Below are 26,151 nucleotides of genomic sequence, written 5' to 3'. Positions count from 1 at the left end.
CGTGGTCGTCGCCGCTGCCCTCGCGGGCTGCGGCGGCGGCAACGACAAAGACAACCAATCCGACCTCCCGGCCGCGCCCGAGAACATCGAGTTCTCCACGCCGACCTTCAAGGACGGCGGGGCGATCCCGGCGGCGAACACGTGCGACGGGGCCGGCAAGCCGCCGACGATCGTCTGGCGCGCACTTCCGGCCGGCGCGATCGAGCTCGTCCTCGTCGTGGAGGACCCCGACGCGTCCGACGGCACCTTCACCCACTGGACCGCGTGGGGCATCTCCGCCTCCACGGGCGCCGGCCTGGCGCCCGAGGGGCAGTTCCCGGCCGGCCTCAAAGAGGGCAAGAACTCCGCCGGGAAGGTCGGTTGGACGCCGCCGTGCCCGCCCAAGGGCGATGACGCCCATCACTACACGTTCAGCCTCTACGCCCTCGACAAGGGCCTGACGCTCGAGCCCGGCGCCTCACCCGAGGCGGTCACGGCCGTCTTGAAGGGCGCGCTCGGGCGCGGGACCTTCACCGGGACCTACCAGCGGGCCTCCTAACCGACCCGCAGGGTGTACTCGCGCTCCTGATAGCGCGAGTCGCCCTGCGGCTTGACGGCGACGTAGTAGGAGTGCGAGCTCGTGCCCGTGTTCTTGACCGTCACCCGCTCGGTCTTCTTGCTCCCGGCGTGCTCTGAGACCGCCACGCGCCCGGCCTCGTCGGACACGCCGATCGCTGAGGAGTTGAAGACCTCCAGCGACGGGTCGCCGAAGCGCGGGATCACCGACACCTTGGCCGACTTGCCGCCCGCGATGACGATCCGGTAGACGTCGACCGGGTCCTCCTGCTCGTCGAGCAGCGCGTTGAGGCGCTTCGGGGCGCCGCCGGACCAGATCGCCGGCGCGCGCTTGCCGTTGAAGAGCTTGCCCTTGACCCAGACGATGTTGTCGTTGGGCTCGAGCGGGTCCGGGATCGGCAGCTTGTCGGCCGGGAGGTTGAGCGAGTTGCCGACGTTGAGGACGCCGAAGCCGGTGAGCGGGTCCCAGCCGGGCTTGGCGACGTCGCGCGCGCCGAGGCGGATGGCCTGGACCACGCGGTCGGGCGTGAGATCGGGCCGCGCGGCGCGCACCCACGCGATCGCGGCGGAGACCATCGGCGCGCTGAAACTCGTCCCCGACTGCAGCGAGTAGCCGTCCTGGGCCTTGTCGGGGTCCGGGAGGGCCGGTGGGACCGCGGTCATGATGTCGACGCCCGGCGCGCTCAGGTCGACCGCGTCGTTGGCATTGGAGAACTCCGCGCTCTTGTCCTGCGGCGTGGTGGCCGCCACGGTCACGACGTGGGGGAGCGAGGCCGGGAACTCCAGCGGGTTTCCGTCCTCGAACTCGTTGCCGGCGGCCGCGACCGGGATGATCCCCTTGGCCACCGCGAAATAGATCTGCACCCACTCCGCCGCGCAGCGCGAGGGCGAGCCGTAGCTCATGTTGATCACCGAGGCGCCGTTGGCGACGGCCTTGGCGATGCCGTCGCCGGATTCCGCGCAGGTGATCTCCCCGTCAGTGCCAGGTGAGGTCTTCAGCGGCACGTTGAGCGCCCGCGCCCCGGGCCACACGCCGAGGATGCCGATCCCGTTCTGCGGTGCGACGGCCACGGACATCGTGGCGGTGCCGTGCGGGTTGTCGACCGGCGTGCCGGGCAGCGTCGCGACGTTCGGGTCTCCGGTCCATTCCGGGTGGGTCATGTCCGCCGCGGCGTCCACGAGCGCGATCAGCGGGCTCTGGGGCGTCACCGGCGGCGGCATCAGCGACGGGTCGGCGACGGTCGCGCGCCAGTTGTTGGGCGGGCCGGAGAGTGGGTCGTCGGGCATCGACAGCGTCTTGCGCAGGACGTTGGCCTGCGCGTAGACGAGCAGGTGCTTCGCCTTCAGCGCGTTCGCGAACGCCCGCGCCTGGCTGCGCGCCACCGTGTACCCGCCGGTCCCGCGCAGCCCGATGTGGTGCGTCGCGAACCGTCCGGCGACCTTTGCCGACGCCGCGTTGGGCACCGCGCCGACGATCCAGGTGTCAGGATCCGCACGCACTGAGGAAGCGGAAGCATCGCCCGGAAGATCCATCGGCAAATCCTGCGCACCCGCGGCGGGCGCGAGGAACAGCAGGGCGGCGAAGGCTACGGCGAAAGCTCGGGTCACGAGTGAAGGCAACACGCGAGACCCGCAATCGGTGCGGCGCCTCCCCTCGAGCCTACACTCGGCGGGTGGACGTCTTCACCCTCGTGTCGTGTCTGATCGTGTTCGGCCTGGTGGCCACGACGATCCTGCTCGGCGTCTTCTCGAAGCGCTCCGCGCTCGACATTCTCGACTGGAAGCCGACCCGCTCGCCCGAGGTCGAGGCCGAGAACGAGATCGACGACCTCGCGCAGATGATGGAGGCGCAGAACGAGATCCGCCGCCGCCGCGGCAAGCCCGAGCGCACCCTCGAAGACGTCGAGAACGAGTGGCACGGATCCTGATCGTCCCCTGCGGCGCACGCGGGCAGGCGCTGGCCCGCGAGTTGCGAGCCGCGGGGCACGCCGTGCGCGGTACGACGCGCGGCGCCCACGTGGCCGAGATCGCCGCGACCGGCGCCGAGCCCTACGTCGGCGATCCCGACCGGATCGCGACGCTCATGGACGCGCTGCACGGCGTCACGATCGTGTGCTGGCTGATGGGGACGATCCCGGACCCCGACCTGCACGCCGGGCGGCTGCGGATGCTGTGGGAGAAGCTCGTCGACACTCCCGTGCGCGGCTTTGTCTACGAGGGGATGCTCCCGGAGGGCGAGGCGATCTCGCGCGGTGCGTCGGACGTTTGGCAGATCCCGCTGGAGGTGCTGTCCGGTGACCCGCTCGGTCCCGGGTGGGTCACGGAAGCGGTCGCAGCGGTGGACCGTCTCCTGTCCTGAACAGCAGATCGCCGAGGATCCGGGCCGTGGCGCCCCAGACCATGTGGCCGTCGACCTCATAGACGTCGGTCTTGAAGGTCATCCCGCGGCGGACCAGGCGCTTGAGCGAGTGGCCGTTGATCAGGTCCTCGAGCGAGAACTCGAGCACCTCGGCGACCTCGGTCTCCTGGAGGGTCCACTCGAACCCGGGCTCGATCACGCCCACGAAGGGATAGATCGCGTAGTTGGTGACGAAGGTGCCGACCGGCGCGAGCGCGCCGATGATGTCGACGTGGTCGGGCGGCAGGCCGACCTCCTCGTGCGCCTCGCGCAGGGCGGTGTCGACCAGGCCTTCGCCGGGATCGCGCCGCCCGCCGGGGAAGGAGATCTCGCCGGCGTGGCGCTTGAGGTCGTCGCGCCGGCGGGTGAAGACGGCGTGCAGGCGGCCGCCCGCGTCGGTGAACAGCGGGACGAGCACGGCGGAGTCGGTCCGGCCGCCGCGGACCTCCATCGCCAAGGACTCCTCGGGGGTGAGGAGCTTGGCGGCCAGATCCTCGCTGCGGGTCAGGTGAGCTCGACCCGCTCGTCGAAGGCGACCTCGCCCTCGAGGGTGCGGTGCACCGGGCACTTGGCCGCGATCACCTGCAGGCGCTCGACCTGCTCCTCGCTCAGGTGCGACGGCATGCGCATGACCAGCTCGAAGCGGGTGGGGCAGCCGCGCTCGGCGGGCGAATAGCGGCAGTCGACCTCGAGGCCGTCCACGTTCCAGCCCTTGCGCTCGGCGTACATCTCCATCGTCACGGCGGTGCAGGAGGCGAGCGATGCCGCGAGCAGCTCCTGCGGGCTCGGCCCCAGGTCCTGCCCGCCCTGCTTCTCGGGCTCGTCGACGGTGATCGTGTGCCGGCCCGCCTTCACGTCATGCGTGTAGCGCTCGCGCTTGCGGGCGATCGCGCGCATCGCACCGGATACCGCTTGCTGTGATCGGTTTATGAGGGCCATGTCTCCTCCAAGGGATTGAACACCATCCCTGTCAGCACCTTCGGGAAAAAGTAGGTCGATTTCGGCGGCATGTTCTCCCCTGCCGCCGCGACGTCGCGGACCCGCTCCACGGGGGTCGCGGTCATCAGGAACGCGGCGTCGGCCTCGCCGGCGTCCACCTTGGCCCGGGCCTCCTCGGGCGTGCGGGCGTAATTGAGGCCGTTGAAGTGCGAGATGTCGTCCTCGGTCATGCCGAGGGCGCCCTTGAGGATCAGCGCCTCCAGCACCGCGGTGTCGAGGCGGCGGTAGGGCTCGGGCTTGCCTTCCAGGGCGTCGTCGGCGATCGCCCAGTCCTTGAGGTAGAGCGTCTGCTCCTCGCCATTGGCGTAGTAGCCGATGCTCAGCGTGTCCTGGGGCTCGGTCGTCCAGTCCTCTTCGAGCGTGGTCGCGAGCTCTTCGCGTTGGTCCTCGTCGAGCCCGATCGCGAGGCGGTGGGTGGGGAAGACGGTCAGCCCGGAGTCCTGCAGGGCGACCAGGCACATCAGCACGTGGTCGGCGCTGGGCTGTTCCTGCTGATAGACGCGGGCGGTCTCGTAGCGGTGATGGCCGTCGGCGATCAGCAGCTCGGTCCCGTTCAGCGCGGCCTTGAAGGCGTCGATGGCCGCGGCGTCGTCGATCCGCCAGAGCTTGTGGACGGTGCCGTCCTCGTCGGTCACCTCGCCCCAGGGGGCGTCGTGCGTGAACGGCTCGACGGCCTTCCAGGCGGCGTTGCCCGGGTCGTCGTAGAGGCTGAAGATCGGCGAGAGGTTCGCGCGTGTGGCGCGCGTGAGCCGCAGCCGGTCCTCCTTGGGACCCGGGTGGGTGCGCTCGTGCGGGCGGATGCGGCCGGGGCCGTAGTCCTCGACCTTCACGCGCGCGAACACGCCGTGGCGGGTGCGCAGCTTCCCATCCGGGCCGGTGTAGTCCTGCGCGAGCGCCCACAGCGAGGGGGTGTCGTCGCGGACGACGATCCCCTCGTCGTTCCAGCTCTTCAGGACCTCGGCGGCGTGGCCGTAGATGTCCGCGCCGTTCTGCGGCAGATCGATCTCGACGACGTTGTACGGCGAACGGCCCAGGAGCTGTGCTCGCTGGGCCGCGTCGATCACGTCGTAGGGCGGGGCGGCCACCGGCTGGAGGCCTCCGACCTTCGACAGGTCGTAGTGCAGGGCGTAGAGGGGTTCGACGTCGGCCATCTCAGCCGAGTCTAGAGCTACAGCTTGACCCCGAAATCCGCCGTGATCGTGGCACCTACACCATTGTCCGTGGGCACGCCGAGGCGAATGCCGATGCCGGCTTCCTTGTAGGCCCGCTTGAGGATGTTGGCCTTGTGCCCCGCCGAGCCCATCCAGGCGTTCATGACGCCGGTCGCGGAGCTCAGGTCGCCGGTGCCCCAGGCGAGGTTCTCGCCGAGCGTCCAGCCGTCGTTGCGCTTGGCATAGCCGGCGCCGATGATCCGGTCCACGAACGAGTCGCCGTCCGGGCTGGTGTGGTCGAAGAAGCCCTGCGTGACCATGTCGTTGGAGTGACCCGTCGCCGCCTTGCGCAGCTTCGCGTTGTCCTTGAGCAACGGCAGGCCGTTCTGCGCCCGGATCTGGTTGTGCAGGCAGAGGATCGCCGCGCGGACCAGCTCGACGTTGTCGGGCGTCGGCATCAGATCCGTGTTCTGGCACGTGATCGGCGCCTGCGACGTCTTCGCCTTCGGCTTGACGGAGGCCTTCGCGTTCTTGGAGCGCTGGTCCCCGAGGGCGATCTTGGCGATCACCGGCTTGTCTTTCTTCTTGGCCTTCGCGTCCGCGGCGGGAGCAGCGACGAGCAGACCGGCCGCGATGGCGGCGGTGGGAAGAATTCGGGTAAAGAACCTGCGTGCTACGGACATCGCGGCGACCTCCGTGTCGATCGCTTGCTGTCGGGTCAAATGCGGTTCCGATCGACCCGACGCGCCGTTCCGTGGCACGTTTCCTTCGGTAGCCCGGCTGGCTCGGAGAGCCCCGTGGCTTTGCGCCCCGTCCTCGCAGACGGTTTGCCCTTATCGGGAAGTAGAACCTGTTGTTGTCCCCTTCATCGGCAGCAGCGCCCAAACCTTCACTGCACTGGACGATCCGCTGCGATACTGGTCCAGACGGGGCGTGGCGCAGCTTGGTAGCGCGCGTGCTTTGGGAGCACGAGGTCCCGGGTTCAAATCCCGGCGCCCCGATGTGCCCTCGACCGCGTTCAGAGCGGTCGGGGGCGTTTCTGCGTGGCCGCGGTGCCTCGGTGGTCGACGTTCGGTCAGGCTCTGCCTGCCGTTGGGAAAGTGGCCTCTGCCCAGTGCGACATACTTTCCGTCGTGGCCGCGAATCCGTCTCTGCCTGAGCCGCCGGCTCAGCATCGGCTCGCCGATCTGGTCGTTCGGACGGCAACGAGCGACCTGCTCGAGGCGGAGCCGCTGAGCTTCGGGCCGGGGGCGCCGGCGACGGCGGCTCTCGAGCTGGAGCGCGGACCTCGGCCTGGTGACGCGGCGGCGCGTGGCGAGCAGTAGTCCGAGCGTCGCGTATCTGGACTCTTCGGCACTCGTCAAGTTGATTGCCGTGGAGGCTGAGACCGCGGCCCTGCGGCGTGAACTGCTGCGCTGGCCGCGCCGGGTGTCGAGTCTGCTCGCCGCGATCGAGCTGACGCGTGTCGCGCGCCGACTCGGCCCGCTTGCCGTTCCGCTCGCTCAGCGTGTCCTCGCCGGCTTGGATCTGCTTGCGATCGACCCGATCGCTCCGGCAGCGATGCAAATCGGCTCGAACGTTCTGCGCTCGTTGGACGCGATCCATCTCGCCACCGCAGCCAGCATCACCGCGGAACTTGGCGTACTCATCACCTACGACCGTCGGATGCTCGCCGATGGTCAGGGCATCGGCCTGCCGATGTTGTCGCCGCAGCCTTGAGCACTGATCGGACCTAGGACCGCTGCTTCCCGGCCGATGTCTCGGCGAAGCAGTCCGCGTTGCCGGCGTCGAGTCTTGCGGTGACGTTCGGGACGGCGTAGGGGTGGCGCTGCTTGACGAAGGCCGTGACCTTGTCGAGCGAGAGGCCAGCTAGGCTGCGGCGGACGGAGTGAATAAAGGCTGACCTCGGCCGCTGCCTGGAGTTTGGGAGCACGAGGTCCCGGGTTCAAATCCCGGCGCCCCGATTTGATCCTGCGTTACCTCCACGTGTTGGCGATGACGCTGTTCGTCGGCGGGCAGTTGGTGCTGGCGATCGCCGTGGTGCCTGGGCTGCGGGGCCGCGATCCGGAGGGTCTGCGGGCCGTGGCGCGGCGCTTCGGGTGGGCGTCGCTGGCCGCGCTGGGCGTGCTGGTGGTCACGGGCGTCTGGATGGCCTCGCGCTACTCGCTGTGGGACTCCGGCACGCTGCACGCCAAGCTCGCGCTGGTGGTGCTGGCGGGCGCGCTGATCCTCTGGCACCTGCGCAACGGCGCCGCTCACTGGCTCCAAGGCGCCATCTTCGTGGTGTCGCTGGTGATCGTCTGGCTCGGGCTAGCGCTCGCGCACTAGGGGTGCGTACGTCTAGTCCGGCCTGACCGGACTAGGAGTACGAACCCCCCTCGCGGACGAGCACTCGCACCGTGATCGTGCCCGGTGGGACCTCGGTCAGCCCCGCGTCGCGCACCTCGGCGACGCAGCCCGGCAGGTCGAACGTGGGCGGGGCGATGACCCGCGCGCGCGAGACGTCGTAGCCGAGCGCGTCCGCCATCACCGCCGCGTGGGCGATCTGCGCCAGCGTCTTTCCGCTGCTCATCTCGATCTTGGGATTCAACGCATAGACGAGTCCGGGCCCCGTGACGCTGGGCGGTGGCGGCTCGAGCTCGGTCGACATCGCCTGGATCTTCGTCAGCGCGTCCCCGCGCTCGGAGCGCCGGCGGGGCGGCAGGGCGACGACGCCGTCGGAGGCCGCCGCGTGCGGTTCTTCGAGCACTTTGGCCCACTGCGTGGGCGAGCGTGCGCGCAGGACGACCTTGCCGGGACGCGCGAGCCACTCCTCGGGAGCTTCGTATTCGGCGAGCGCGCGCACGGCCGCCAAGCCCGCCAGTCGTCCGCCCTCGTCGATGGTCTCGAAGGCCCCGCGGCGGATCACGATGTACATGCGGAGGGGATCCATGGCTATCGTCGTGCGCCGTGCGTGCCTTCGCGAGCGACAACTATGCCCCCATCCTGCCCGAGGCGCTGGACGCCATCGCGGCCGTCAACCACGGTCACGCCGTCTCCTACGGCGCCGACGAGACCACCGCCCACCTCCAGACTGTGCTCCGCCGGCACTTCGGCGAGCAGGCCACCGCGTTCCCGGTGTTCAACGGCACCGGCGCCAACGTCGTCGGCCTGCGGTCGATGCTACGGCCGTGGCAGGGCGTCATCTGCGCCGAGAATGCGCATCTGAACGTCGACGAGGGCGGCGCCCCGGAGGTCATGGGCGCCATCAAGCTGCTGACCGTCCCGACGCCCGACGGCAAGCTCACCCCGGAGCTGGTGGACCGATGGATGGTCCGGATCGGCGACGAGCACGCCATCCAGCCGGGCGTCGTCTCCGTCACGCAGTCCACCGAGCTCGGGACGCTCTACTCGATCGAGGAGCTGCGCGCGCTCGGCGAGCACGCGCGCGCACACGGGATGCTGTTCCACATCGACGGCTCGCGGCTCGCCAACGCGGCGGTGTCGCTGGACGCGGAGTTCCGCGCGTTCACCACCGACGTCGGCGCGGACGTGCTGTCGCTGGGCGGGACGAAGGTCGGCCTGCTCGCGGCCGAGGCCGTCGTAGTCCTGAACCCCGAGCTCGCCCCGTCGCTGGTGTACCTGCGGAAGCAGTCGATGCAGCTGGCATCGAAGATGCGGTTCGTCAGCGCGCAGTTGCTCGCGCTGTTCGAGGGCGATCTGTGGCGCCGCGCGGCCGGCAACGCGAACGCGATGGCGGCGCGGCTGGCGTCCGGCGTGGGTGACGCGTTGACGATCACGCAGCCCGTCCAGGCCAACGGCGTCTTCGCGATCCTCCCTCCGGGAGCCGCCGAGCAGCTGCAGCGCGATTTCAAGTTCTACGTCTGGGACCCACATACCGGCGAGGTCCGCTGGATGTGCGCGTGGGACACGACGGAGGAGGACGTCGACGCGTTCGTCGAAGCCATCCTCGGCGTGGTTCAGGGCGTCGCCACGTAGGGCGGGCCCAGGCGGGCGGCCTCGGCGATCAGCTCGCGCAGGATGGCGAGGTCGAGGTCGCTCGTGCGCTTGAACCGCACGCAGCTCTTGCCGATGCTCGCCTTCGGCAGCCGGTCGACATAGCTCTCCGCGAGGTAGGCGCCGTCCTTGGTACACGAGACGTACAGGGAGATCGAGCCCTTGCGGGGCGCGAGGCCGATGAGGTGGGCGTCACCCTCGCGGCCAGATGCGTAGCGGTAGTGATACGGGCCGTAGCCGATGATCTTCTCCCCCGCCTCGACCTCCAGGTCCGGCGCGACTGTGGTGATCAAGTCGTGCACCCGCCGGATCTCGGTGCGCTGCGGTTCGTCGAGTCGCTCGATGAAGTCCACGCCGCGATCGTAACCTGATGGCCGGCATGCAGGCCACCAACACCGCCGGATACGACGCGCCGATCGGCCTGACCGCCGACCCGGTCGTCTTCACGCTCCTCGACGGGCGCCTCTGCGTGCTGTTGGCTCGCCGTTTGGAGGAGCCGCAGCGCGGGCTGTTCGCGCTCCCCGGCGGGTTCGTCGGCTCCTCCGAGGCGCCCGAGCAGACCGCGGAGCGAAAGCTGCGCGAGAAGACCGGCGTCGGCTCGGTGCATCTCGAGCAGTTGCGGACCTATGCCGACCCTGTGCGGGACCCGAGGGGCTGGCTGCCGACGATCGCCTACATGGCGCTGGTCCGGCCGGAGACGCTGCCCGAAGAACGTCCCGTCGACCGCGACGCCTCCTGGCATCCCCTCGACGCGCTCCCCGAGCTGGCGCTGGATCACGCGGTGATCGTCGACGACGGGCTCTGGCGGCTGCACGCGCGCGTGGCCGACAAGGTGTGGTTCGTGCGCAAGGCGCTGGCGCTGTTGACGGAGCCGTTCACCCTGCGCCAGGCGCAGCAGCTCTACGAGGCGCTGCGTGGGGAGGAGGTCGACGCGGCCAACTTCCGCCGCGACGTGCGAGCCACCGGACTGTTGGAAGACACGGGCGCGCTGCGTTCGGAGGGCCCGGGGCGGCCGGGTCGGCTGTACCGGCGCGCCTGAAGCACCCCAAGGATCCGCCAAGCGCCCGCCAAGGCAAGGCGGGTTCTCTGTGGGCGTGCGCACCGTTGTCGCCCTGATCCTGTTCTTGCTCCTGCCGGCCTCGAGCGCGTTCGCCGCGCCGCCGACGGTGAAGCTGGACAAGCCGGTCGCTTCTGTCGTGACACATCAGATCCCGGTCAGCGCGTCCGTCAGCGACGACGTGGTGCGCGTCGAGTTCCGCGTCCGCGGCGAGCTGAAGTTCGACGACGACACCGCGCCCTACGGCGGCACCTTCGACACGACGAACGTCGACGACGGCCCGGCCACGATCTCCGCGACCGCGTTCTCCGCGGGTGGCGAGTCGGCCACCGCGACGCTCGACGTGCTGATCGACAACACCCCGCCGGCGCTGACCGTGACCGGGCCGGACCGGGAGCGCTTCGCCCCGGGGTCGACGCAGCGCTGGACCTTCGGCGCGAGCGACGCCGGAGCCGGTTTCTCGCACTTCCGCTGCAGTGTCGTGCCGATGGGCGCGCCGCCCGTGTTCGGCGCCTGCACGGGCGCCGCCGAGCACGTGCTGAGCGGACAGCCCGTGGGCGCGTACACGTTCAGCGTGCGGGCGGTCGACAAGGTCGGCAACTTCTTGGGGAAGGCGCGTGACTTCAAGATCGAGGTGCCCGCGGCCGCGGCGACCGTGTCGACTGCAGCTCCGCTCGCCCCGGTCGCGCCGATCGTCGACCCTGCGATCGCGTCGGCGGCGGCGGGTGAGCCGGTCGCTGCGCCCCAGATCCTGGTCGCGCTCGGGTTCGGCTTCACCTCGACCGCCCGCGCGACCAAAGTCTCGAACTTCGTCGTCAAGAACGTGCCGGCCGGAGCGCGGGTCACGGTCCTCTGCCCGAGCGGCTGTGCGAAGAAGCGCTTCACGAAGGTGGTGGCCGTCGGAGGCCGGCTACTCCTCAAGCCCGTCCTCAAGAAGAAGCTCAAGGTCGGAACGGAGATCACCGTGATCGTCTCCAAGCCCGGCTTCAGTTCCGCCGTCAAGGTCCTGACGATCCGGGCCCGGAAGGCCCCGCTCGTCACCACGCTGTGCCAGCCCGAGGGCTCGTCCAAGCCCGCCGCCTGCTGAATGGAGCCAAAAGGGATGCGTCTTCGCTCGACTCTCGTGACCGCGTTCGGTGCGCTGCTGGGGGCCGCCGTTCTCGCAGGCCCCGCCTATGCCACTGGGGTGCTGACCGTCACGCCAAGCCTGCAGGGCGCCGGGTCGCTCACCACGACCGGGTACAACTGCACTTTGACGCTCCCGATCAACGTCGAGCCCAAGAACTCCGATGCCCAAGCCTGCGGCACGACGAGCGACACCGCCACGCTCTTCGTCATCGGCACCCGAATCATCGTCCACAACGCGGTCGTCCCGCTGACCGCCGTCCCCGCCGCCGGCTGGAAGCTGGTCGGTTGGACCGGCTGCCCCGCGATCAATGGCTCGACCTGCACGTCAACCGTGCTCGTGGGGGGAGCTGACACCACCACCACGCCCAGAGCGTTCTTCCAAGAGATCGTCCCGGTGACGTTGAGCGACAAGCCGGCAGCCTTCATTCAGTCCAGGACACCCCACTTCGCGTTCTCGAGCCAAGCCGGCACCACCTTCACCTGCAAGATCGACGGCAACACCATGGCCTGCCCGGGAACGGGGAGCGCCGCCGTGACACTCCCCTCACTCCTCGACGGCCCTCACACCTTCGCCGTCAGCGGTACGCACAACACCAACCCGAGCATCACGCCCAGCACCTACTCGTTCACCGTCGACAACATCGCCCCGGACACGACGCTCGACCCGACCGTCGGCCCCGGCGAGGGCGCCCTTCAGACCGTGACCTCCGAGACCTTCAAGCCCGTCTCCTCCGAGCCGACCGGCGCGACCTTCGAATGCAGCCTCGACGACGCCCCGTTCACCTCCTGCCCGAGCCCGGTGACCCTCACCGGCCTCGCGTCAGGCAAGCACTCCTTCCGGTCGCGCACGATCGACCGCGCCGGCAACGTCGATGCCACCGCCGCGAGTCGAACCTGGACCATCGCTATCCCCGACAACGACTCCGACGGCTTCAACGCCAACATCGACTGCAACGACGCCGACGCGTCGGTTCACCCAGGCGCCAACGACATCCCGGGCAACGGCGTGGATGAAAACTGCGACGGCGCAGACACGCCCGCCGCGGCCGGCGGAGGTGCGGGCGGCAGTTCAATCGTTGCGGGCGCCGCGCACGCTCCTGAGCAAGTGCTCGTGACCGTCGCCTTCTTCTCTACCGCGAGCAAGAAGACGACCAAGTTCACGACGCTTCAGGTCAAGAACGTCCCGTTCGGCGCCACCGTCTCGGTGACCTGCAAAGGCAAGGGCTGCCCGTCGGGCCTGAAAGGCAAGGGCCTCACGAAGACGAACGCTTTCGGCACCGTCACCCTGGCGAAGTTCATCAAGAAGCCGTTGAAGGCAGGTGACGTGATCACGGTGGTCGTTTCCAAGCCGGACGCGATCAACGCGGTCAAGATCCTCGCCGTCCGTGCGTCGAAGAAGCCGCTGATCACCACCAAGTGCATGCCCCCGGGCGCGAAGTCCCCGGTCGCCTGCTGAACCGTCGCGCGGTTTCACGGTCCGCCTGGCTGAACGAAAGTCGGGCGGACCAGGGGCGAACTTTCGCCTTCGTGCACTATTCAGGGTCATGAGACTGCTGGTTGCTGCGCTGGTGGTGCTGACGTGGGGCCTGGCAGGCGCGCGACCTGTCCACGCAGACGAACTCTCGCCCGGCCAATACGCGGTTCGGTCGTGTCCTCTGACGAAGACCGCTCACGACGTTTCAAACGGTGGGTGGACGTGGACCCTGTCTGCCGGCGCACCCTTGCGGGCTCTGTCCAGTTGCGACTCGACCGGAACCTTCGGTATCGACATGAGCGACATGACGGTGCCAGGAAACAGTGGCGCGCAGTGGGCCTTTCGAGCGCCGTTCGGAACCCGGATCGCGAAGCTCAGTTTCGAGCGGCGAATTCACAGAAGTAGTGGCTTTGACTACGCACTCCTGGGCGCCGATATCGCCTACGAGGTATGGACCGACCCGTCACCCGTCCCATTCCCAGAAGGATGGGGAAAGATTACCCTCAGCGACACCCAGGGTGTCACGGTCTCGATGACGTGTCCCAATTACCTTCCCTGCGGGCCGCAGCCAGATCAGTACGCATTCGTGCGTGGATTCGAGGCGGACATGCTCGACGTGGCAGCCCCGACGATCCAGTACGCGGTCACGACCGATCAGGCACCCCGTGCGCGACCGTCGACGTTTGCGATCAACGCCGACGTCGTCGACCAGGGCGCCGGCATCAAGTCCATGACGATCCTGATCGATGGTCAGCCCGCGGCAGCAGTTACGAACACCAGCGGGACGTGCTCGGCTTCGCCGTTCTCCGTGCCCAGTCCTTGTCCGCTGACCGGTCACATCAGCGTGCCGATCGCAGCGTCCGTCCTTGAGGGTGGCGAAGGGCAGTTCGAGATCGAGGCCATCGATGCGGGTGGCAACCGGACGCGGACCGCCCCTGTCCCGTTCTGGACCTTCGGGCACTACGGGTCGTCGTCGGCCCCTCAACAACAATCCGTGCCGACCCGGCGAGGTGTCCTCTCGATGGCGTTCAAGGGCACGAGCAAGACGAAGCTCGCTGCCCGTTACGACGCACCGCCGACGATCACCGGCACAGTGCGCGATACGTCCCGTGCCGCGATTCCCGGGACCAGCGTGCAGATCGACACCCGGCCGCTCGTCACGGGCGGCGACTCGCTCTCGTCAAGACGATTCAGACGGACAAGAACGGCGAGTTCGCGTACCGGCTCCCGCGTGGCACTTCACGCGAGATCCGGGCGACCGCGACGACCGGCGACTCCGCCTCCGTCGCCATGCTGCGAGTCACGGTCGCGGCCCCGGTGAAGCTCAAGACCAACCGCAGCTCGACGCGAAACAAGCGGTCGATCAAGTTCACCGGCAGCGTTCCCGGCGCACCGAAGGATGCGCGTGCGCGCGTGGACCTGCAAGCGTGGGCGGGACGCTGGGTCACGTTCGCGAGCGCAACCGTGCGCAACGGTGCCTTCGCCTCGAGCTACACGTTCACCCGCACGTTCTCCCCGACGACGTACCGGTTCCGAGCGGTGCTCCCGTCCGACCCGGACTTCCCGTACGCCGCCGGCAAGTCGCGCGAGGTCCACGTGCGCGTGCGTCCTTGAGCCCGCGCGGGGCGCCTGCCCGCTTGAATAAGCTGACCAGGCCCGCCCCTGTAGCTCAGCTGGATAGAGCAGCGGACTTCTAATCCGCAGGTCGTTGGTTCGAATCCAACCGGGGGCGCTATATGCAGAGCCAAATCAGGCTCGTCGCGTCCGTTCCGTACTCTTAAGGCTTACTCTTAACGTGTCCATGGCTCCCGCCTCGACACGCCCACCGATCAGCGGCCACCTGCAGGTGCGGGGCAAGGGCAACCGTTGCCGGTACTACGCGAGCTGGTGGGACGAGACCGGCAGCCGACGCACGACCGCGCTTGGTCCGGCGCACGTCAAGGACAGCGGCCGGCGGACGCCGCGCGGCGCGATCATCTGGCGGACCGCGCCTGGTCCCTGCCCGCCTGGGCACTTGACGCCGGCGATGGCCGAGGAGGCGCTCGAAGCACTGCTCGACGGCGCACGGGTGGCATGGGCATCGATGGCGGCCGAGCTCGAGCCTGAGCCTGATGGTCCGACGTTCGGTGACGCCGTTGACGCGTGGCTCGAGTACCTCGAGATCGAGAAGCGTCGCGAGTACGGGACACTGCGAGACGCGCGCAACGTCGCCAAGGCGGAGTTCCTCCCTTGGTTCGGCAAGGACACGCCGCTGACGAAGATGGTGCGCGAAGAGGCGGTTCTCCAGCGCGGCGGTCGGCGGTTCACGGAGGTCCAAGCCGAACGCCGCGACACGTTCACGACCGACGACATCGATGCGTTCCGGCGCCACTTGCTGAGCACCAAGCCCTCGCCGCGGACGGCGCAAAAGATCCTGATCCTGCTGCACGGCGTCTTCAAGCTCGCCAAGCGCCGCAAGATGATCCTGGCGAATCCGTCCGCGGATGCCGAGCGGGTGTCGGTTCCGGATTCCCAGATCTTCAACGTCCTCGACCCCGTGGAGTTCGAGGCTGTCTATCGCGCTGTCCTGCTCCAGCAAGACGACCGCCCGCCGGGTCAGCGCAAGGAAGATGCCATCGACAAGCTCGATGACTCGGAGCGCGAGCTCTTCGGAGCATTTCTGTCGACGGCCTTCTACGCCGGTCTGCGTCTGGGCGAGCTTCGCGATCTGCCGTGGCGCAACGTCGACTTCGCCGGGGCGATGATCCGTGCGGAGACGGGCTTCTCCGAGGGCCGGCGGTCGACGACCAAGGGCAAGCGGGCACGATCGACGCCACTCGTGCCGACCCTGTCCCAACGCCTTGCGGCGCTCGGGACGCGTGACCGGTTCACGCGCGATGACGACTACGTGTTCTCGACCGCGATCGGAGGGCGTGTGACCGACAAGCGCGCTCGTGATGTGTTCTACGCCGCGCTTGTCCGCGCGGGCCTCGGCCACCGTCGCGCCAAGCAGGATCTGCGCGGCAACCCGCAGCAGCCAATCCGCATCCACGACCTCCGGCACTCCTGGTGCACATGGGCGGTCAACGTCTGGGACATCACCAGGGTCCAGGACTACGCCGGCCACACCGACGTCAAAACCACCCGACGCTACGTGCATCACAAGGCGAAGGCCGAGGACGCCGACCTTGCTGGCGCCTACCTGGACTCAGCACTCTCCCAGCCAACCGTCGCGTCACACTGATCGCCGCATGATCAACGACCGACGAGATGACATGGCCGTCGCCGAGCTCGTGGAGGAGCTCGAGCTCTCGCATCCGGAGAAGGTCGCCGACTTCGAGCGCCGGTACCCAGACGCGATGGCCGCCGTCGCCGACGAGGACCTGGACGCGTGCGACCCGGACGACCTCGACGACCTCGTCAGCGACCTGCGGAGACTTCTTCGCGTGTGAGTCATCCGCGGCCGGCTCGCGTCCGCGAGCCACCTCCTCTGACGACGCAGCAGAGTCTCGAATCCGTCGAGAAACAGCACTTTCGGCGGACCGCGGCGGCCACGTTCCCGCCGATCTTCCTAGTCGTTGCTCCGGTGGTCGCGGCGGTCGTAATAGACCGTCAGCGATGGCCACGGCCCCTCCGCCGTGATCTCCTTCTCGAAGGTGATGTCCATGACATCGATTGCGCCACGTCCCTCGATCGTGTCCGCGACTCGCCGCAGCAAGGCCGGCACGTCGTCTTGTCCGTCACCCTCGGGATTGGCCTGGCTGAAGTGGAAGACCGACCACTGGTCTCGCGGATCGTTCGCCGGCACGTTCATGACGGCGAACCTACTAGCCGGGCCGTGCGGTCGCTCGGCGTCGCGAAGGACCCCCGTGGCCGGAACCGTGGATACGCGCTTCCGTCGAGAAGAGAGACTCTGGGTTTTACGATTAGCCGCGGCACAATCTTGCATCTACCATCTGCGCGGTCATGGCTGATTGGTCGAGCGGAATCTGGTCGCGCCGTGCATACGCACGGGTTGTACTGGCGGGCGTCGCGTGCGGTTTGGTGCTGGTCGGCTGGGTGATCGACGGCCGAGCCAGTGACGCGACCGCGTTCGGAGCGGGGACCCCGCTGACGGTGTCGCTGCCCGGGCGCGTGTTCGTGCTCTGTGGGCGTGACGAGCGGTCCACCGACGTGTATGAGCTGACGGCCGATCGGCTGCGCCGACGCACGCAATCCGCGCCGGACGGAGTAGTGGACAATTTCGCCGTAGCGGGTGCTCGTATCGCGCTGGTCGGCTCGGGAGCGACGATGGACGAGATCCGCGTCGGGCAACTTGGCCAAGGACTGGTCAGGACTCACCGGGTCGCTGACGGACAGGGTGTCGCGCTTAAAGCCGACGGCACGATCGCTTGGGACGTGACCACGAGTCAACATGGAGGCTTGGTCAGCGCCGTCTGGATAAAGCGTCCGGGTCGCTCGGCGCGTCGCGTTGCGACCTACGCGAGTGTCTGGGGGCTCAGTTACGCCACCGGTCGCCTCGACGTAGTGGCCGCCTCGCGCAAGAAGTTCCGCATCGTGCGTGGCGTGGGCGAGCGGACCGTGACGAGCCGTCGCTTGTTGACGGATCGTCCGACGCGTGTGATCAGCTCGCGCAGTGGCCGGATCGCATACAACGGCGGTGACAGCAGGCATCGCAGGCTGCGCGTGACCGGCACCGACGCGCAACACCCCAAGAGCTTTGCCGTCGACTGGTACCCGCTGGCCTGGAGCCCCGACGAGCGTCAATTGCTCGTCGGGGCGATCGGCGAACATAGTGCTCTCGGGCTAATGAACCCATCCACTGGCGAGATCTCCTCGCTCGGAACCCTGGAATGCGGAGGCGTGGCGTTGGCCCAGTGGATGGCCACTCAGCCCGCCGCGCCGACTCGGCGGTGACGACCGCTCTCGCGCTGTTGATGCTTTCGCCAACGAGTGCGACCACTTCAACTCCCTGCTCTTCCGCGCGGCCGTCCGCCAACTCCTGCCGCTGGTGCACGTCCGTGCGATTGAGATTTTCCTGAATCGCCAGACCAGCCGCGCCCCGCGCGGTTGATGGCGTGCCGTTCGGAATCACGGTGCCTGCAGCGCCCGCTTCGGGCAGGACGCCCAGGCGTGGTCGGCTCCGGCGCATGCGTGAGAGCTTGTGAGCAATCGTCTGTATCGAGCGAGTCCTGCCGGAGTCGTCACGGTCGTTCTCTGTGGATGAGCATGAGCGGCTCGTTCGGACGGCTGGATCTCCCGGCTACGATCGGCTGCGAGGCAGGGTGAGCCCAACGCTGGCCGGGATCATCGGCGGCCGGCGGCTGTGGACGGTCTGGATGATCTCGTCCGGGTCGATGCCTTGGAGATAGATCGATGTGACGCCGAGGTTTCGGTGGCCGAGTTGGCGTTGGATGACGTTCAGCGGCACGCCCTCGCGCGCGAGTTCGATGGCGTGCGCGTGTCGCAGTTGGTGCGGGGCGAAGCGTCGTCGCACGCCGGCTCGCGCTGCGCGCCGCCGCAGGGCGGCGCGCGCGGCCGAGGCGTACCAGGCTCGCCCGCGTGTCCGTCCGTCGATCACGCAGAAAAGGGGTCCGACGGGCATCTGCTCGCGGGCCTTCAGCCACGGCTCGAGTTGCTCGAAACCCCAGTCGTCCATGCCGACCTCGCGGCGGCGACCGCCCTTGCCGCGCCGGACCAGCACCGAGCCGCGGCGACGGTCGAGATCGAGCTCGTTGAGATCGAGCGCCTCCTGAATCCGTAACCCGGCGCGCCAGAGCACCGCGATCAACCCTCGCGCGCGAGCGCCGTGAAGGCCGTCGCCGGAGCAGCGCATGACCGCGATGATCTCTTCCGTGCGCGGCGGATCAGGCGGGTAGCGCCGCCCCCGGTTTCGCGAGGGTCGTCCTGCGAGATAGCCCGGGACCGAGGCCGGCGAACGACGCCGCCCGAGCGAGTCCAACGACGCTGAAGCGGTCACGATCTCTCCGATCACTCGACGCGCAATCCACGCTTACCGCCGCTTGGTTACGCACCGATGAGGACGACACCTCACGACCGGCCGCAACCCCAAGTGTGCCGGAAGCGTCGAGAAGCGCCACTCTCCCTCTGCCTCACGCGGCAAGTGCAGAGTCTGGTCGGGTTATTTCAATCGAACGGTTCGCCGAGGATCAGTTCATGCGCAGGCAAGTCGTCGCCCTGGTGGACGCGACACGATCAAGACAGACCGGGATCTGGCCGATAGTCGGGCCATGGGTTTGAAGAGACTGGCCGTCGCGCTCGGGGTCGTTGCTATGTCCCCGGTGGGCTCCGCATCTGCGGAAGTCCGCTCGGGATCGGTCGCCGATCCGGTTGACAGCGCCCTGCACCAGAACGTGGACGGCACGTCCTACCGGGATCAGGACATTCAGCGCGTCACGGCGTCCTACGACACCGCAGGGTCGATCACGATGACGTTCTACTTCCTCGATCCGGTGCCCGCCTCGACGGCCGATACGTTGCAGGCGTCCTTCTCTGCCGCCTCCTGCACCTATGCCGCGGGGACGGCCCTTCTGCTCCTGCCTCCGTCGAGCAGTGCGTACAGCCCAGCCTCCATGACCCTCAGCGGATACGAAGGGTCCATTCCAACAACCAGAACCCTGTCGGCGGACCACCGGGCCATCACGGTTCAGGCATCAGCACCAGCGCTCGCGAACAGGGACTACGGCTGCGTGCACTTGATCTCGCTATGGCGTGTTAACAAGGTGCCGTTCCACTGCGACGCTTATCCCGTCGTCACCTGCACCGATCTCGAGAAAGCCATCACCGACGACACGACTTCGTTCAGCATCGACGCCGCGACGCCGGCGATCCCGAGCCCGGAACCTGAGGGGACGGCGACACAGACGCCCACCGTCACGGCGACTGATCCCTGCGGCACGGCGCGGGACGCGCTTCGCAAGAAGAAGCAGCAAGCCAAGAAGCTCACCGCGCAGCGGCGGACGGCTCGCACGCGCCAGCGTAAGCGGGCGCTGACCAAGCAGCTCGAGACGACCAAGCGCAGCATCGCGAACGCGAGGGCCAGGATCGACGTTTACTGCTGATCGCGCCGCGAACGCGATCGACATTACGACGACAACCGAGCCGATCCTCGCCGCTTGATTGCCCAATCGCCAGTACCACGACGACGCGTCTTCGTCGACAAGAAGCACTCTGCCGCAGCTCCAGCGCTACTGCCTTGCCTCGATGCGGTTGCGAAGCTCGCGTGGTCGGTTCCTCGTCGCGCTGTCGCTGGTCGCGCAAAGCATCAGTCACGCGGTTGGCTCCGCTGATCGCTCCTCACCTCCAAAGCAGCAGAGGATGAGGGTGCCGACGTACCCGGACCGAGGCGGGCTTCCGCCTCTCGTCGAGGTACGTTTGTCGACGTGGCACACGGGGCCGTAACAACTCGATCGCATGCGCTTGCGGTGATTTGTCCCGTCTGCGGCGCCGATGCGGATGCGCCTTGCATGGGGGACTCGTCTTCGACGCCGCGGTCGGCTCATCTACAGCGCCATGGGCTCGCGATCGATCTTGGAGCCCCGAGCATCGAGCAAGACCCGACTGGGCGCGACGCGCGGGAGCCAAGGGTCCAACTCACCACGACCCGCGAGGCGGCATTGGCGGTCGATTGTCCGAGGTGCGGTGCTGTGGCGCAGAAGCCGTGCCTCGGAACGCTGCGCCGGACGGCGCGTCTCTGTATGCACATCCAGCGCCATCACCGGGCGATCGAACTCGGTGCCCGCCAGATCGATTCGCGCAGCTTGGCGCGGATGACGTCACGCGCGGAGGCGCAGGAGGTTGACTGTCCAACTTGCGGAGTGGCAGTGGGCGAGCCCTGTCGGGGGTCTGACGGAATGCCGCGCCGCGCCGTGCATCGCACGCGCCAGCTCGCTGTCCTTGCCGTCGACCAAGATTTGTGACGCGCGCTACTGGACGGTCGACCACGACGCCGGGGTCGCTTGCAGCTCGCCGGACCTCGCCCCCCGGTCGATCAAAGATCATGTTCCGTCGCGTGCTCCGCGCCGGCGCTTTCACCTCGCGGGGGCGGCGATCCGGAGCTCTACGCCGTAAGACCCGACGCTCTCGAGATCGTCGACAAACAGCACTTTGCGTCTGTTCCTTGCGCCTTGGCGGCGCAGCGAGCTCGGACAGCAACCTGCCCCGGCACCACAGCGAGCAACTTGCTGTCCGGCTCATTGGCCCGACCACCCGCTGACGCGATCAGCCCACGCTTGAATTGCGGTACGCAGGGGATCGATGTCGTCTCGCGAGATCACCCAGAGTTCCTCCCTGCTGCGTTTGGCCTCGGCCCGGACGATCGACGCACGCAATTCGGGATTGAGCTCGTCGAGCAGCGCGTCGAGACGCGCCTGACGTGTTCCGCCCAGCGCCCCGGCGAGATCCAGATCGATGTGATGGCCTTGCGGGTTCGTGCCATAGACGTTGATGACAAACGGCTGATGCAGGTTGCGCTCACGAGGCGTGGGGCGGGAGAAGAACTTGACCGGATCGAGATCGGCTTCGGGCGGACCGAACAACTCGTCCCGGAGCGCGACGGCCAGCAGCTCGGTAGCGGTCAGCGCGAATTGGTGCCAGGTCCCACCGTCGTCCTCGACGAGCACGGGCCAGTCGTCGGGCGGTCCTTCAGCGAGCCACCAGAACCGATACTTGAGCTCAGAGGTCGCGAACGGCAGGACGCCTCCGGGCTCCGGAAAGGGCCGCCGACCCCAATCGTCGTCGGCAAGGATGTCGCGCCAGAACGTGGACACGAGGTCCTCGTGGCAGTGATGCGCGAACGGTGTGAGCGGGAACCATCCCCAGCCGTTGAAGAACTCCCCGTGCCCGTATCGGTCGCAGAATGCCTTGTAGTCGGTTGGCAAGGCCGTCCCGAGCGCTGACTCCGCAGCAGCCCAATCGACCGGGGCGCCCGTTGGCGCGGCCGGCGGACGCACGAGCGCGATCACTTGGTCAAGCCCCTCCATGGCTACCAAGTATTCCGCGTTCCTCGGGTCGACTACCGCTCAGGACCGTATCTACAGCAGACGCGATCCGCCGCGTCGCCGACAGGGGACTGCGCAGTCGATCCCTAGGCCAATCGTTACCAAACGTAGGCACTCGGAACGTGTCGAGTTTGTGGAATCTGAAGACTCTTGGGCGCTGCTGCTCTGCGCGATGCGCGGTAGCGTGGCTGCATGCCGCGAAGCCCTTCAGGTCTGAGCACGGAACGCGAAGCGGTCAGCGTCGTGCGGGCTGAGGAGCACGCTCGCGGCTGGATCCCCGCGCCGAACCTCAGCAAGTCCGAGGAGGCGCGCCATGGCTGCGACTTCTTCAGCCAGCCGCCCGATGGTGGAACGCCCCACCCTGTCGAGGTCAAGGGCTGGGGCGAGCCGTTGAAGCGCCCGGACGGCGCTTTCACCTACGACGCCGACGTCAATGCAGAGCAGCTCGCCCGCGCCTCGCGAGATCCCAACTGGCGGCTCGAGATCGTCGCCAACCTGACCGCTGCTCGCTCAGGCGCGGGCGACATTCAGCGATTGACCCTGACTGCAGCTGAGGTCGTTCGTCGCGCACGGCCGTGGCGTTACAAGGTCCCGCTGTCGGGCTTGTCCGATCGGATTCGCTAGCCGCCGCTCGCTCCTCGACCGAAACGAGGAGCTGCCAAAGGGCTCGCACTCGGTGCTGCTTTGCGCGATCAGCGAGCGCTGCCCGCCTAGGCTCAAGTCGATGTGGAGTTCGCAGCTCGCCGACTACTTGGACGCGATCGCAGTGTGGAAGCGAGGCCTGTGGTTGACGATCGATACGCCTGAGCTTCTGCGGCAAGGCGGATCGCGTCACGTCAAGGCCCGGCAGCAGAAGATGTTGGCGGTAGCTCGCGAGCAACTCCGCGAGCAGATGCGTGCGCGCCGTCGCCGCCCGTTTCGGGCTGATGTCAGCGTGGAAGTCAGCATCTTCGCTGGCGACGACGCTGCGCCGCCTAGCGCCCCTAAGAGCGTCAAGAGGTATCTCGACGCTCTTTCGGGAATCGCCTATCTTGACGATCGTCAGGTTGCGCATCTTTCGGTAAATCGCTTCACCGGCGATCATCCGATGCTCCGCCGATTTGGGTCACTCGATGTCGCGCCCGTGTCGACGACGCCGCGGCGTGACGTCTACCTAACCGTTGTGCCGGCACGCCTGTATGCCCGTGACCATGACCGCTTCTTCGCCCTGGGAAGAGATCTCAGGCGGCTCGCATCGGAGTGGGATCTCGATGACGAAGCGACGGCGTTCTTCGAGGATGCGTGGGATCCCAACGACGATCTGCGCCTTGACGAACTTCGCGACGAACGGCGGCGGGAACAGCACGGCCGCGGAGTTGCTGCGATTCTTGACGACGACCTCACGGCTTGGATTCTGGAGACACGAGAGCGGGAGATCGCCGAGCTCGAAGGACGGCTACTGCTTGACCAGCGACCCGACCGCGACGATCGCCCAGGGCCCGGGAAGTCCGACACAACGCGTTTACCGGCTGGCGTGGCGCTGGCAAGTCCTAGACCGATAAGTCGCTACGAGTCACCGGGTCGGTTCTGGCTCCCTCTACCGCCTGAGTTTTCAGGCGGCCCCCCGTGGGAGCAGACCGTCCGATCGACGATGGCGAGACATCGCGAGCGATGGACGATGCTCCCGCAGGTGTTCGACCAGCCGCTCGCACTTGACATCTCCATCGACGGAGCCGGTGGCAACAGTCGCGACGTCGACAATACGGCGCACGCCGTGCTCACCGCGTTCGAGTCGATCTACTGTGGCGAGCGCCGCGGGACCGTAGTTCGTTATCGGGTCTATCGCCGGTTCGGCGACACATTGGGGGTGCGAGTCCAGGTCATGACCGAGGAGAGGCTCAGACAGCTCGACGCTGGGATCGAAGCGGCCCGAGGCCTGGTGGTCCGAGCCGGGTCAAGAGACCTCCGCGACCTATAGCCGAGTGGCCGACGTCCTTACGGTTCGTTAGAGAGGCGGCGTACAAGCCAATCAATATTGGCTGCCGCTTTGCGCGAGAGGGAGCAGCTTCACCGATCAACGGCGTCACAGCTCCTTTGCGATTGCCGGTCGTCGGGGCGAACGTACGGAACCCGTCGAAACGGATCTCTTTGACGCTGACGCGCCTTCCGTTCCCTCGGCGCTCAGATCACTTCACGGTAGACCCGGGGAATCGCGGAGGGTTCGCCTAGGGTGGGTCCCCGATGGCCGATCGTGACTGGAGTGCAGAGTTCCTTCGCAGACGCGAAATCTACGACGCGTTCCGCGTCGCGCTCAGCGACCGAATCGGCGCGTCGATCGACCGCGAGGCAATCGCGCTCTCGCAGATCGAGTCCCGCACCAAAACGGTCAAGAGCTTCATCGAAAAGGTCACGAGCAAGGGCAAGTACGCCGATCCGCTCAAGGAGATGACCGACCTCGTCGGGCTGCGCGTGATCGTCTACTACCCGGACGACGTGCGCGCCGTCGGCACGCTGATCGAGCGCGAGTTCGACATCGACTGGGCGAATTCGTCCCGACGCGGCGAGAACGATCCGCCCGACCGCTTCGGATACCGGTCCGATCACTACATCGTCCGCACCGCGGCCGACGAACGGTTCGCCGAGCTGAGTGCGGAGATCCAGGTGCGCACGGTCATGCAGCACGCCTGGGCGGCCGTCGACCATCGCATCCGCTACAAGGCCGAGGACCTGCCGCGTGACCTGAGCCGCCGACTGTTCCGCCTCAACGCGCTCCTCGAGATCGCGGACGAGCAGTTCGCGGGACTCCAGCACGCCAGCCTCGACCGCAGCGCCGAGTACGCGGACGCGGTCGAGCACGGCGACCTCGGGGTGACCATCGACATCCTCTCGCTCCGGGCGCTGGTGAACCGTGAGGACATCGGCCCGCGCTGGGTCCGACGGGCGGTGACCATCGGTTACGACCAGGCCGACCCGGGCGAAGGCGGCGGCGAGGCGCTTGAGCGCCTGCTGCGCGTGGTGCGAGGGCTCGGCTTGGCGCGGGTCGCTGATGTCGCGGCGCTTCTACCCGGCGACCCGGATGTCGGCGACACGGTGCTTCGCGACGTGCTCGCCAGCCTGAGCCTCCGACCTGGACAAGCGCGGTTCTGGGCCTTCCCGGGCGACGTGCTCGCACTGCTCATCCTCGGCCTCGTCGGCACGCCAGAGCTGATCCGGGAGTCGAACTTCCGGCCCGAGATCCAGCGCGTGCTGCTGCGCCGACTAGCGCCCGAGTAGCGCAGCGAGCGAGCGGTGCCGAGGACGCATACGGCAGTGGTTGCGCCGCCCCAACCGGACGCCGACCTTCTCTAGCCCCGCACTCGCGCGAAACCTCGCCGAACGGGACGGGACCGTCGATACTGCTCCGTTCGATGGCGCGATCGAATCATTGCTCCTGCAGGGCAACCGATCCGCTCCGCACTGCTGCTTTGCGCGAAAAGGAGCGGCGAGCTACGACTCGACGGGGCGCTCGGAGGCGGCCGCGGCCGACTCCGGCTGCTCGCGTTCGGGGTTCCACGCGAGTGCCTTGCGCACGCGTGCCGACATCGAACTGACGACGAGATCGTAGGAGTCCTCGATCATGTCCCGGACGAGTTGCTCCGGCAGGCTGCCGTCGAGCGTGACCGTGTTCCAGTGGCGCTTGTTGAGGTGATATCCGGGTCGGACGGCGTGATAGCTGCCCCGAAATGCCTGGGCGAGTTCCGGCTCGCACTTGACGCTGACTTCCAGTGGCCTGCGTTCGAGCGCGCTCACGGCGAACATCTTGCCGGAGACCTTGAACACGGAATGTTCGGGGCCGAATGGGAAGTCCTCGACGGTGCCCGGTTGCTGCAGACACCAAGCTCGCAAACCGGCAGCGTCCATCTTGCAATCGTCGCACGCCACAGACACGGGATGAGGGCGTCGCGACGCGCGCAGGTTCGCCGGCTCGCCGCGGCTGGGACGATGGTGCGATGGCCATCGATTCGCTCGACGTGCTCTACCTGCCCAGCCGTGACGTCGAGGCCGACGTGCGGTTCTACCGCGACACACTGGGCGGCCGCGTCATCTTCGCGATCGAAGCGATGGGCACGCGGGTGGCGGAGGTCGCGCTCGCTCAACAGGGACCGCATGTACTGCTCGCGCAGCACCTCCCCGCTGACGGGGCGGTGCTCCTGCACTGCGTACCTGCGCTCGACCAGACGCTGGCCGAGCTCGAGGCACGCGGGCTGCGACTCGAAGCGCGCGTCGAGCTGCCGATCGGTTCGTGCGCGACGTTTCGGTGCCCTGGCGGGCAGCGCCTCGGGGTCTACGAGCTCACCCGACCCCAGGTCTACGAACACTTCGCCGGCCGCGTCGACTTCGGCCGCCAACCCGAACAACCGTAGCCCGCCAGCGTG

Annotated in this window: 31 protein-coding genes, 2 tRNA genes and 1 riboswitch; of the genes, 22 read left to right on the top strand and 11 right to left on the bottom strand. The window is 67.9% G+C overall.

What is annotated here, in order from left to right; genetic code table 11:
- Nucleotide 1 precedes the first annotated feature (1 nt).
- A complete protein-coding gene (locus tag OM076_RS09430; protein WP_270039364.1) occupies nt 2–538 on the top strand; it encodes a YbhB/YbcL family Raf kinase inhibitor-like protein in 537 nt (178 codons plus the stop codon).
- On the opposite strand, the gene OM076_RS09425 is transcribed toward OM076_RS09430, so the two are convergent.
- Nucleotides 535–2,163 carry a S8 family peptidase gene (locus tag OM076_RS09425; RefSeq protein WP_270039362.1) on the bottom strand — a complete coding sequence of 543 codons (1,629 nt, stop codon included), beginning with the start codon at nt 2,161–2,163 and terminating at the stop codon, nt 535–537. The two genes, OM076_RS09430 and OM076_RS09425, sit on opposite strands and share 4 nt — an antisense overlap.
- A 65-nt stretch (nt 2,164–2,228) precedes the next feature.
- Between OM076_RS09425 and OM076_RS09420 the strand changes: the two genes are divergently transcribed.
- Both OM076_RS09420 and OM076_RS09415 read left to right on the top strand, forming a co-directional pair.
- Nucleotides 2,229–2,483 (top strand): hypothetical protein, encoded by a 255-nt coding sequence (locus OM076_RS09420; RefSeq protein ID WP_270039360.1) that lies wholly within the window; start codon nt 2,229–2,231, stop codon nt 2,481–2,483.
- On the top strand, nt 2,468–2,914 hold the full coding sequence (locus OM076_RS09415) for a Rossmann-fold NAD(P)-binding domain-containing protein (protein WP_270039358.1): 447 nt from the start codon (nt 2,468–2,470) through the stop codon (nt 2,912–2,914). The genes OM076_RS09420 and OM076_RS09415 overlap by 16 nt, the downstream gene beginning before the upstream one ends.
- Here the strand turns inward: OM076_RS09415 and OM076_RS09410 are convergent.
- From OM076_RS09410 to OM076_RS09395, 4 genes are read right to left on the bottom strand one after another with little or no spacing between them, the layout of a single operon-like run.
- Entirely contained in the window at nt 2,874–3,404 is a 531-nt protein-coding gene (locus OM076_RS09410; protein ID WP_270039356.1) for an NUDIX hydrolase, read from the bottom strand. The two genes, OM076_RS09415 and OM076_RS09410, sit on opposite strands and share 41 nt — an antisense overlap.
- 53 nt (nt 3,405–3,457) lie before the next feature.
- On the bottom strand, nt 3,458–3,850 hold the full coding sequence (locus tag OM076_RS09405) for an OsmC family protein (protein ID WP_270039354.1): 393 nt from the start codon (nt 3,848–3,850) through the stop codon (nt 3,458–3,460).
- A 29-nt stretch (nt 3,851–3,879) separates the two neighbouring features.
- Entirely contained in the window at nt 3,880–5,103 is a 1,224-nt protein-coding gene (locus tag OM076_RS09400) for a DUF1015 domain-containing protein (protein WP_270039352.1), read from the bottom strand.
- A 17-nt stretch (nt 5,104–5,120) separates the two neighbouring features.
- Nucleotides 5,121–5,786, bottom strand: coding sequence for a CAP domain-containing protein (locus OM076_RS09395; RefSeq protein ID WP_270039351.1), 666 nt, complete (start codon nt 5,784–5,786; stop codon nt 5,121–5,123).
- A gap of 84 nt (nt 5,787–5,870) precedes the next feature.
- Nucleotides 5,871–5,945: riboswitch (cyclic di-GMP riboswitch) on the bottom strand.
- A gap of 85 nt (nt 5,946–6,030) precedes the next feature.
- On the opposite strand from OM076_RS09395, the gene OM076_RS09390 reads away from it, so the two are divergent.
- From OM076_RS09390 to OM076_RS09380, 3 genes are all read left to right on the top strand, one after another.
- Nucleotides 6,031–6,104, top strand: a tRNA-Pro gene (locus OM076_RS09390).
- 310 nt (nt 6,105–6,414) lie between these two features.
- On the top strand, nt 6,415–6,822 hold the full coding sequence (locus tag OM076_RS09385) for a type II toxin-antitoxin system VapC family toxin (protein ID WP_270039349.1): 408 nt from the start codon (nt 6,415–6,417) through the stop codon (nt 6,820–6,822).
- A 276-nt stretch (nt 6,823–7,098) separates the two neighbouring features.
- Nucleotides 7,099–7,431, top strand: coding sequence for a hypothetical protein (locus OM076_RS09380; RefSeq protein ID WP_270039347.1), 333 nt, complete (start codon nt 7,099–7,101; stop codon nt 7,429–7,431).
- A gap of 31 nt (nt 7,432–7,462) precedes the next feature.
- On the opposite strand, the gene OM076_RS09375 is transcribed toward OM076_RS09380, so the two are convergent.
- Nucleotides 7,463–8,035, bottom strand: coding sequence for a hypothetical protein (locus OM076_RS09375; protein WP_270039345.1), 573 nt, complete (start codon nt 8,033–8,035; stop codon nt 7,463–7,465).
- Nucleotides 8,036–8,052: 17 nt separating this feature from the next.
- On the opposite strand from OM076_RS09375, the gene OM076_RS09370 reads away from it, so the two are divergent.
- Nucleotides 8,053–9,081 carry a threonine aldolase family protein gene (locus OM076_RS09370; protein ID WP_270039344.1) on the top strand — a complete coding sequence of 343 codons (1,029 nt, stop codon included), beginning with the start codon at nt 8,053–8,055 and terminating at the stop codon, nt 9,079–9,081.
- On the opposite strand, the gene OM076_RS09365 is transcribed toward OM076_RS09370, so the two are convergent.
- The gene (locus tag OM076_RS09365; RefSeq protein ID WP_270039343.1) at nt 9,063–9,452 is read right to left on the bottom strand and encodes a DUF1801 domain-containing protein; all 390 of its coding nucleotides are present in this window, start codon (nt 9,450–9,452) and stop codon (nt 9,063–9,065) included. The genes OM076_RS09370 and OM076_RS09365 overlap by 19 nt on opposite strands.
- Nucleotides 9,453–9,469: 17 nt before the next feature.
- On the opposite strand from OM076_RS09365, the gene OM076_RS09360 reads away from it, so the two are divergent.
- From OM076_RS09360 to OM076_RS09325, 8 genes are all read left to right on the top strand, one after another.
- Complete coding sequence (locus OM076_RS09360; RefSeq protein ID WP_270039342.1) at nt 9,470–10,138, top strand: NUDIX hydrolase; 669 nt, start codon at nt 9,470–9,472, stop codon at nt 10,136–10,138.
- A gap of 55 nt (nt 10,139–10,193) precedes the next feature.
- Nucleotides 10,194–11,243, top strand: a complete 1,050-nt coding sequence (locus OM076_RS09355; protein WP_270039341.1) for an Ig-like domain-containing protein — start codon at nt 10,194–10,196, stop codon at nt 11,241–11,243.
- A 36-nt stretch (nt 11,244–11,279) separates the two neighbouring features.
- Nucleotides 11,280–12,740 (top strand): putative metal-binding motif-containing protein, encoded by a 1,461-nt coding sequence (locus OM076_RS09350; protein WP_270039339.1) that lies wholly within the window; start codon nt 11,280–11,282, stop codon nt 12,738–12,740.
- 88 nt (nt 12,741–12,828) lie between these two features.
- On the top strand, nt 12,829–14,079 hold the full coding sequence (locus tag OM076_RS09345) for a hypothetical protein (RefSeq protein ID WP_270039337.1): 1,251 nt from the start codon (nt 12,829–12,831) through the stop codon (nt 14,077–14,079).
- On the top strand, nt 14,076–14,372 hold the full coding sequence (locus tag OM076_RS09340) for a hypothetical protein (RefSeq protein ID WP_270039336.1): 297 nt from the start codon (nt 14,076–14,078) through the stop codon (nt 14,370–14,372). The genes OM076_RS09345 and OM076_RS09340 overlap by 4 nt, the downstream gene beginning before the upstream one ends.
- Nucleotides 14,373–14,416: 44 nt before the next feature.
- Nucleotides 14,417–14,490: transfer RNA gene (locus OM076_RS09335), tRNA-Arg, on the top strand.
- The gene (locus OM076_RS09330) at nt 14,467–15,981 is read left to right on the top strand and encodes a tyrosine-type recombinase/integrase (RefSeq protein ID WP_270039334.1); all 1,515 of its coding nucleotides are present in this window, start codon (nt 14,467–14,469) and stop codon (nt 15,979–15,981) included. Before OM076_RS09335 ends, OM076_RS09330 begins: the two co-directional genes overlap by 24 nt.
- Nucleotides 15,982–15,988: 7 nt before the next feature.
- The gene (locus tag OM076_RS09325) at nt 15,989–16,189 is read left to right on the top strand and encodes a hypothetical protein (RefSeq protein ID WP_270039332.1); all 201 of its coding nucleotides are present in this window, start codon (nt 15,989–15,991) and stop codon (nt 16,187–16,189) included.
- 119 nt (nt 16,190–16,308) lie between these two features.
- Here OM076_RS09325 and OM076_RS09320 read toward each other — a convergent pair whose 3' ends face one another.
- Nucleotides 16,309–16,551 carry a hypothetical protein gene (locus tag OM076_RS09320; RefSeq protein ID WP_270039331.1) on the bottom strand — a complete coding sequence of 81 codons (243 nt, stop codon included), beginning with the start codon at nt 16,549–16,551 and terminating at the stop codon, nt 16,309–16,311.
- 152 nt (nt 16,552–16,703) lie between these two features.
- On the opposite strand from OM076_RS09320, the gene OM076_RS09315 reads away from it, so the two are divergent.
- Nucleotides 16,704–17,654: a hypothetical protein gene (locus OM076_RS09315; RefSeq protein WP_270039329.1), complete on the top strand. Its 951-nt coding sequence runs from the start codon at nt 16,704–16,706 to the stop codon at nt 17,652–17,654.
- Nucleotides 17,655–18,000: 346 nt separating this feature from the next.
- On the opposite strand, the gene OM076_RS09310 is transcribed toward OM076_RS09315, so the two are convergent.
- Nucleotides 18,001–18,573 (bottom strand): tyrosine-type recombinase/integrase, encoded by a 573-nt coding sequence (locus tag OM076_RS09310; protein WP_270039327.1) that lies wholly within the window; start codon nt 18,571–18,573, stop codon nt 18,001–18,003.
- 415 nt (nt 18,574–18,988) lie between these two features.
- Between OM076_RS09310 and OM076_RS09305 the strand changes: the two genes are divergently transcribed.
- Together OM076_RS09305 and OM076_RS47115 are read left to right on the top strand one after the other, a co-directional pair.
- Nucleotides 18,989–19,819, top strand: coding sequence for a hypothetical protein (locus tag OM076_RS09305; protein WP_270039325.1), 831 nt, complete (start codon nt 18,989–18,991; stop codon nt 19,817–19,819).
- A 321-nt stretch (nt 19,820–20,140) separates the two neighbouring features.
- A complete protein-coding gene (locus tag OM076_RS47115) occupies nt 20,141–20,677 on the top strand; it encodes a zinc finger domain-containing protein (protein ID WP_443732130.1) in 537 nt (178 codons plus the stop codon).
- A gap of 273 nt (nt 20,678–20,950) precedes the next feature.
- On the opposite strand, the gene OM076_RS09300 is transcribed toward OM076_RS47115, so the two are convergent.
- On the bottom strand, nt 20,951–21,739 hold the full coding sequence (locus tag OM076_RS09300; RefSeq protein WP_270039323.1) for an SMI1/KNR4 family protein: 789 nt from the start codon (nt 21,737–21,739) through the stop codon (nt 20,951–20,953).
- Nucleotides 21,740–21,949: 210 nt separating this feature from the next.
- On the opposite strand from OM076_RS09300, the gene OM076_RS09295 reads away from it, so the two are divergent.
- The 3 genes from OM076_RS09295 to OM076_RS09285 all read left to right on the top strand — a co-directional run bounded on the left by OM076_RS09295 (nt 21,950) and on the right by OM076_RS09285 (nt 25,009).
- A complete protein-coding gene (locus OM076_RS09295; protein ID WP_270039322.1) occupies nt 21,950–22,381 on the top strand; it encodes a hypothetical protein in 432 nt (143 codons plus the stop codon).
- Nucleotides 22,382–22,481: 100 nt separating this feature from the next.
- Nucleotides 22,482–23,714 carry a RusA family crossover junction endodeoxyribonuclease gene (locus tag OM076_RS09290; protein ID WP_270039320.1) on the top strand — a complete coding sequence of 411 codons (1,233 nt, stop codon included), beginning with the start codon at nt 22,482–22,484 and terminating at the stop codon, nt 23,712–23,714.
- Nucleotides 23,715–23,977: 263 nt separating this feature from the next.
- Nucleotides 23,978–25,009, top strand: coding sequence for a GTP pyrophosphokinase (locus OM076_RS09285; protein WP_270039318.1), 1,032 nt, complete (start codon nt 23,978–23,980; stop codon nt 25,007–25,009).
- Nucleotides 25,010–25,222: 213 nt separating this feature from the next.
- On the opposite strand, the gene OM076_RS09280 is transcribed toward OM076_RS09285, so the two are convergent.
- Nucleotides 25,223–25,636, bottom strand: coding sequence for an MmcQ/YjbR family DNA-binding protein (locus OM076_RS09280; protein ID WP_270039317.1), 414 nt, complete (start codon nt 25,634–25,636; stop codon nt 25,223–25,225).
- A gap of 89 nt (nt 25,637–25,725) precedes the next feature.
- On the opposite strand from OM076_RS09280, the gene OM076_RS09275 reads away from it, so the two are divergent.
- Entirely contained in the window at nt 25,726–26,139 is a 414-nt protein-coding gene (locus OM076_RS09275; protein WP_270039315.1) for a VOC family protein, read from the top strand.
- Nucleotides 26,140–26,151: the final 12 nt, after the last annotated feature.

This window comes from Solirubrobacter ginsenosidimutans (assembly GCF_027587205.1).
The sequence above is the reverse complement of the archived record's forward strand: the minus strand, read 5'-3'. Positions and strand labels throughout refer to the sequence as shown.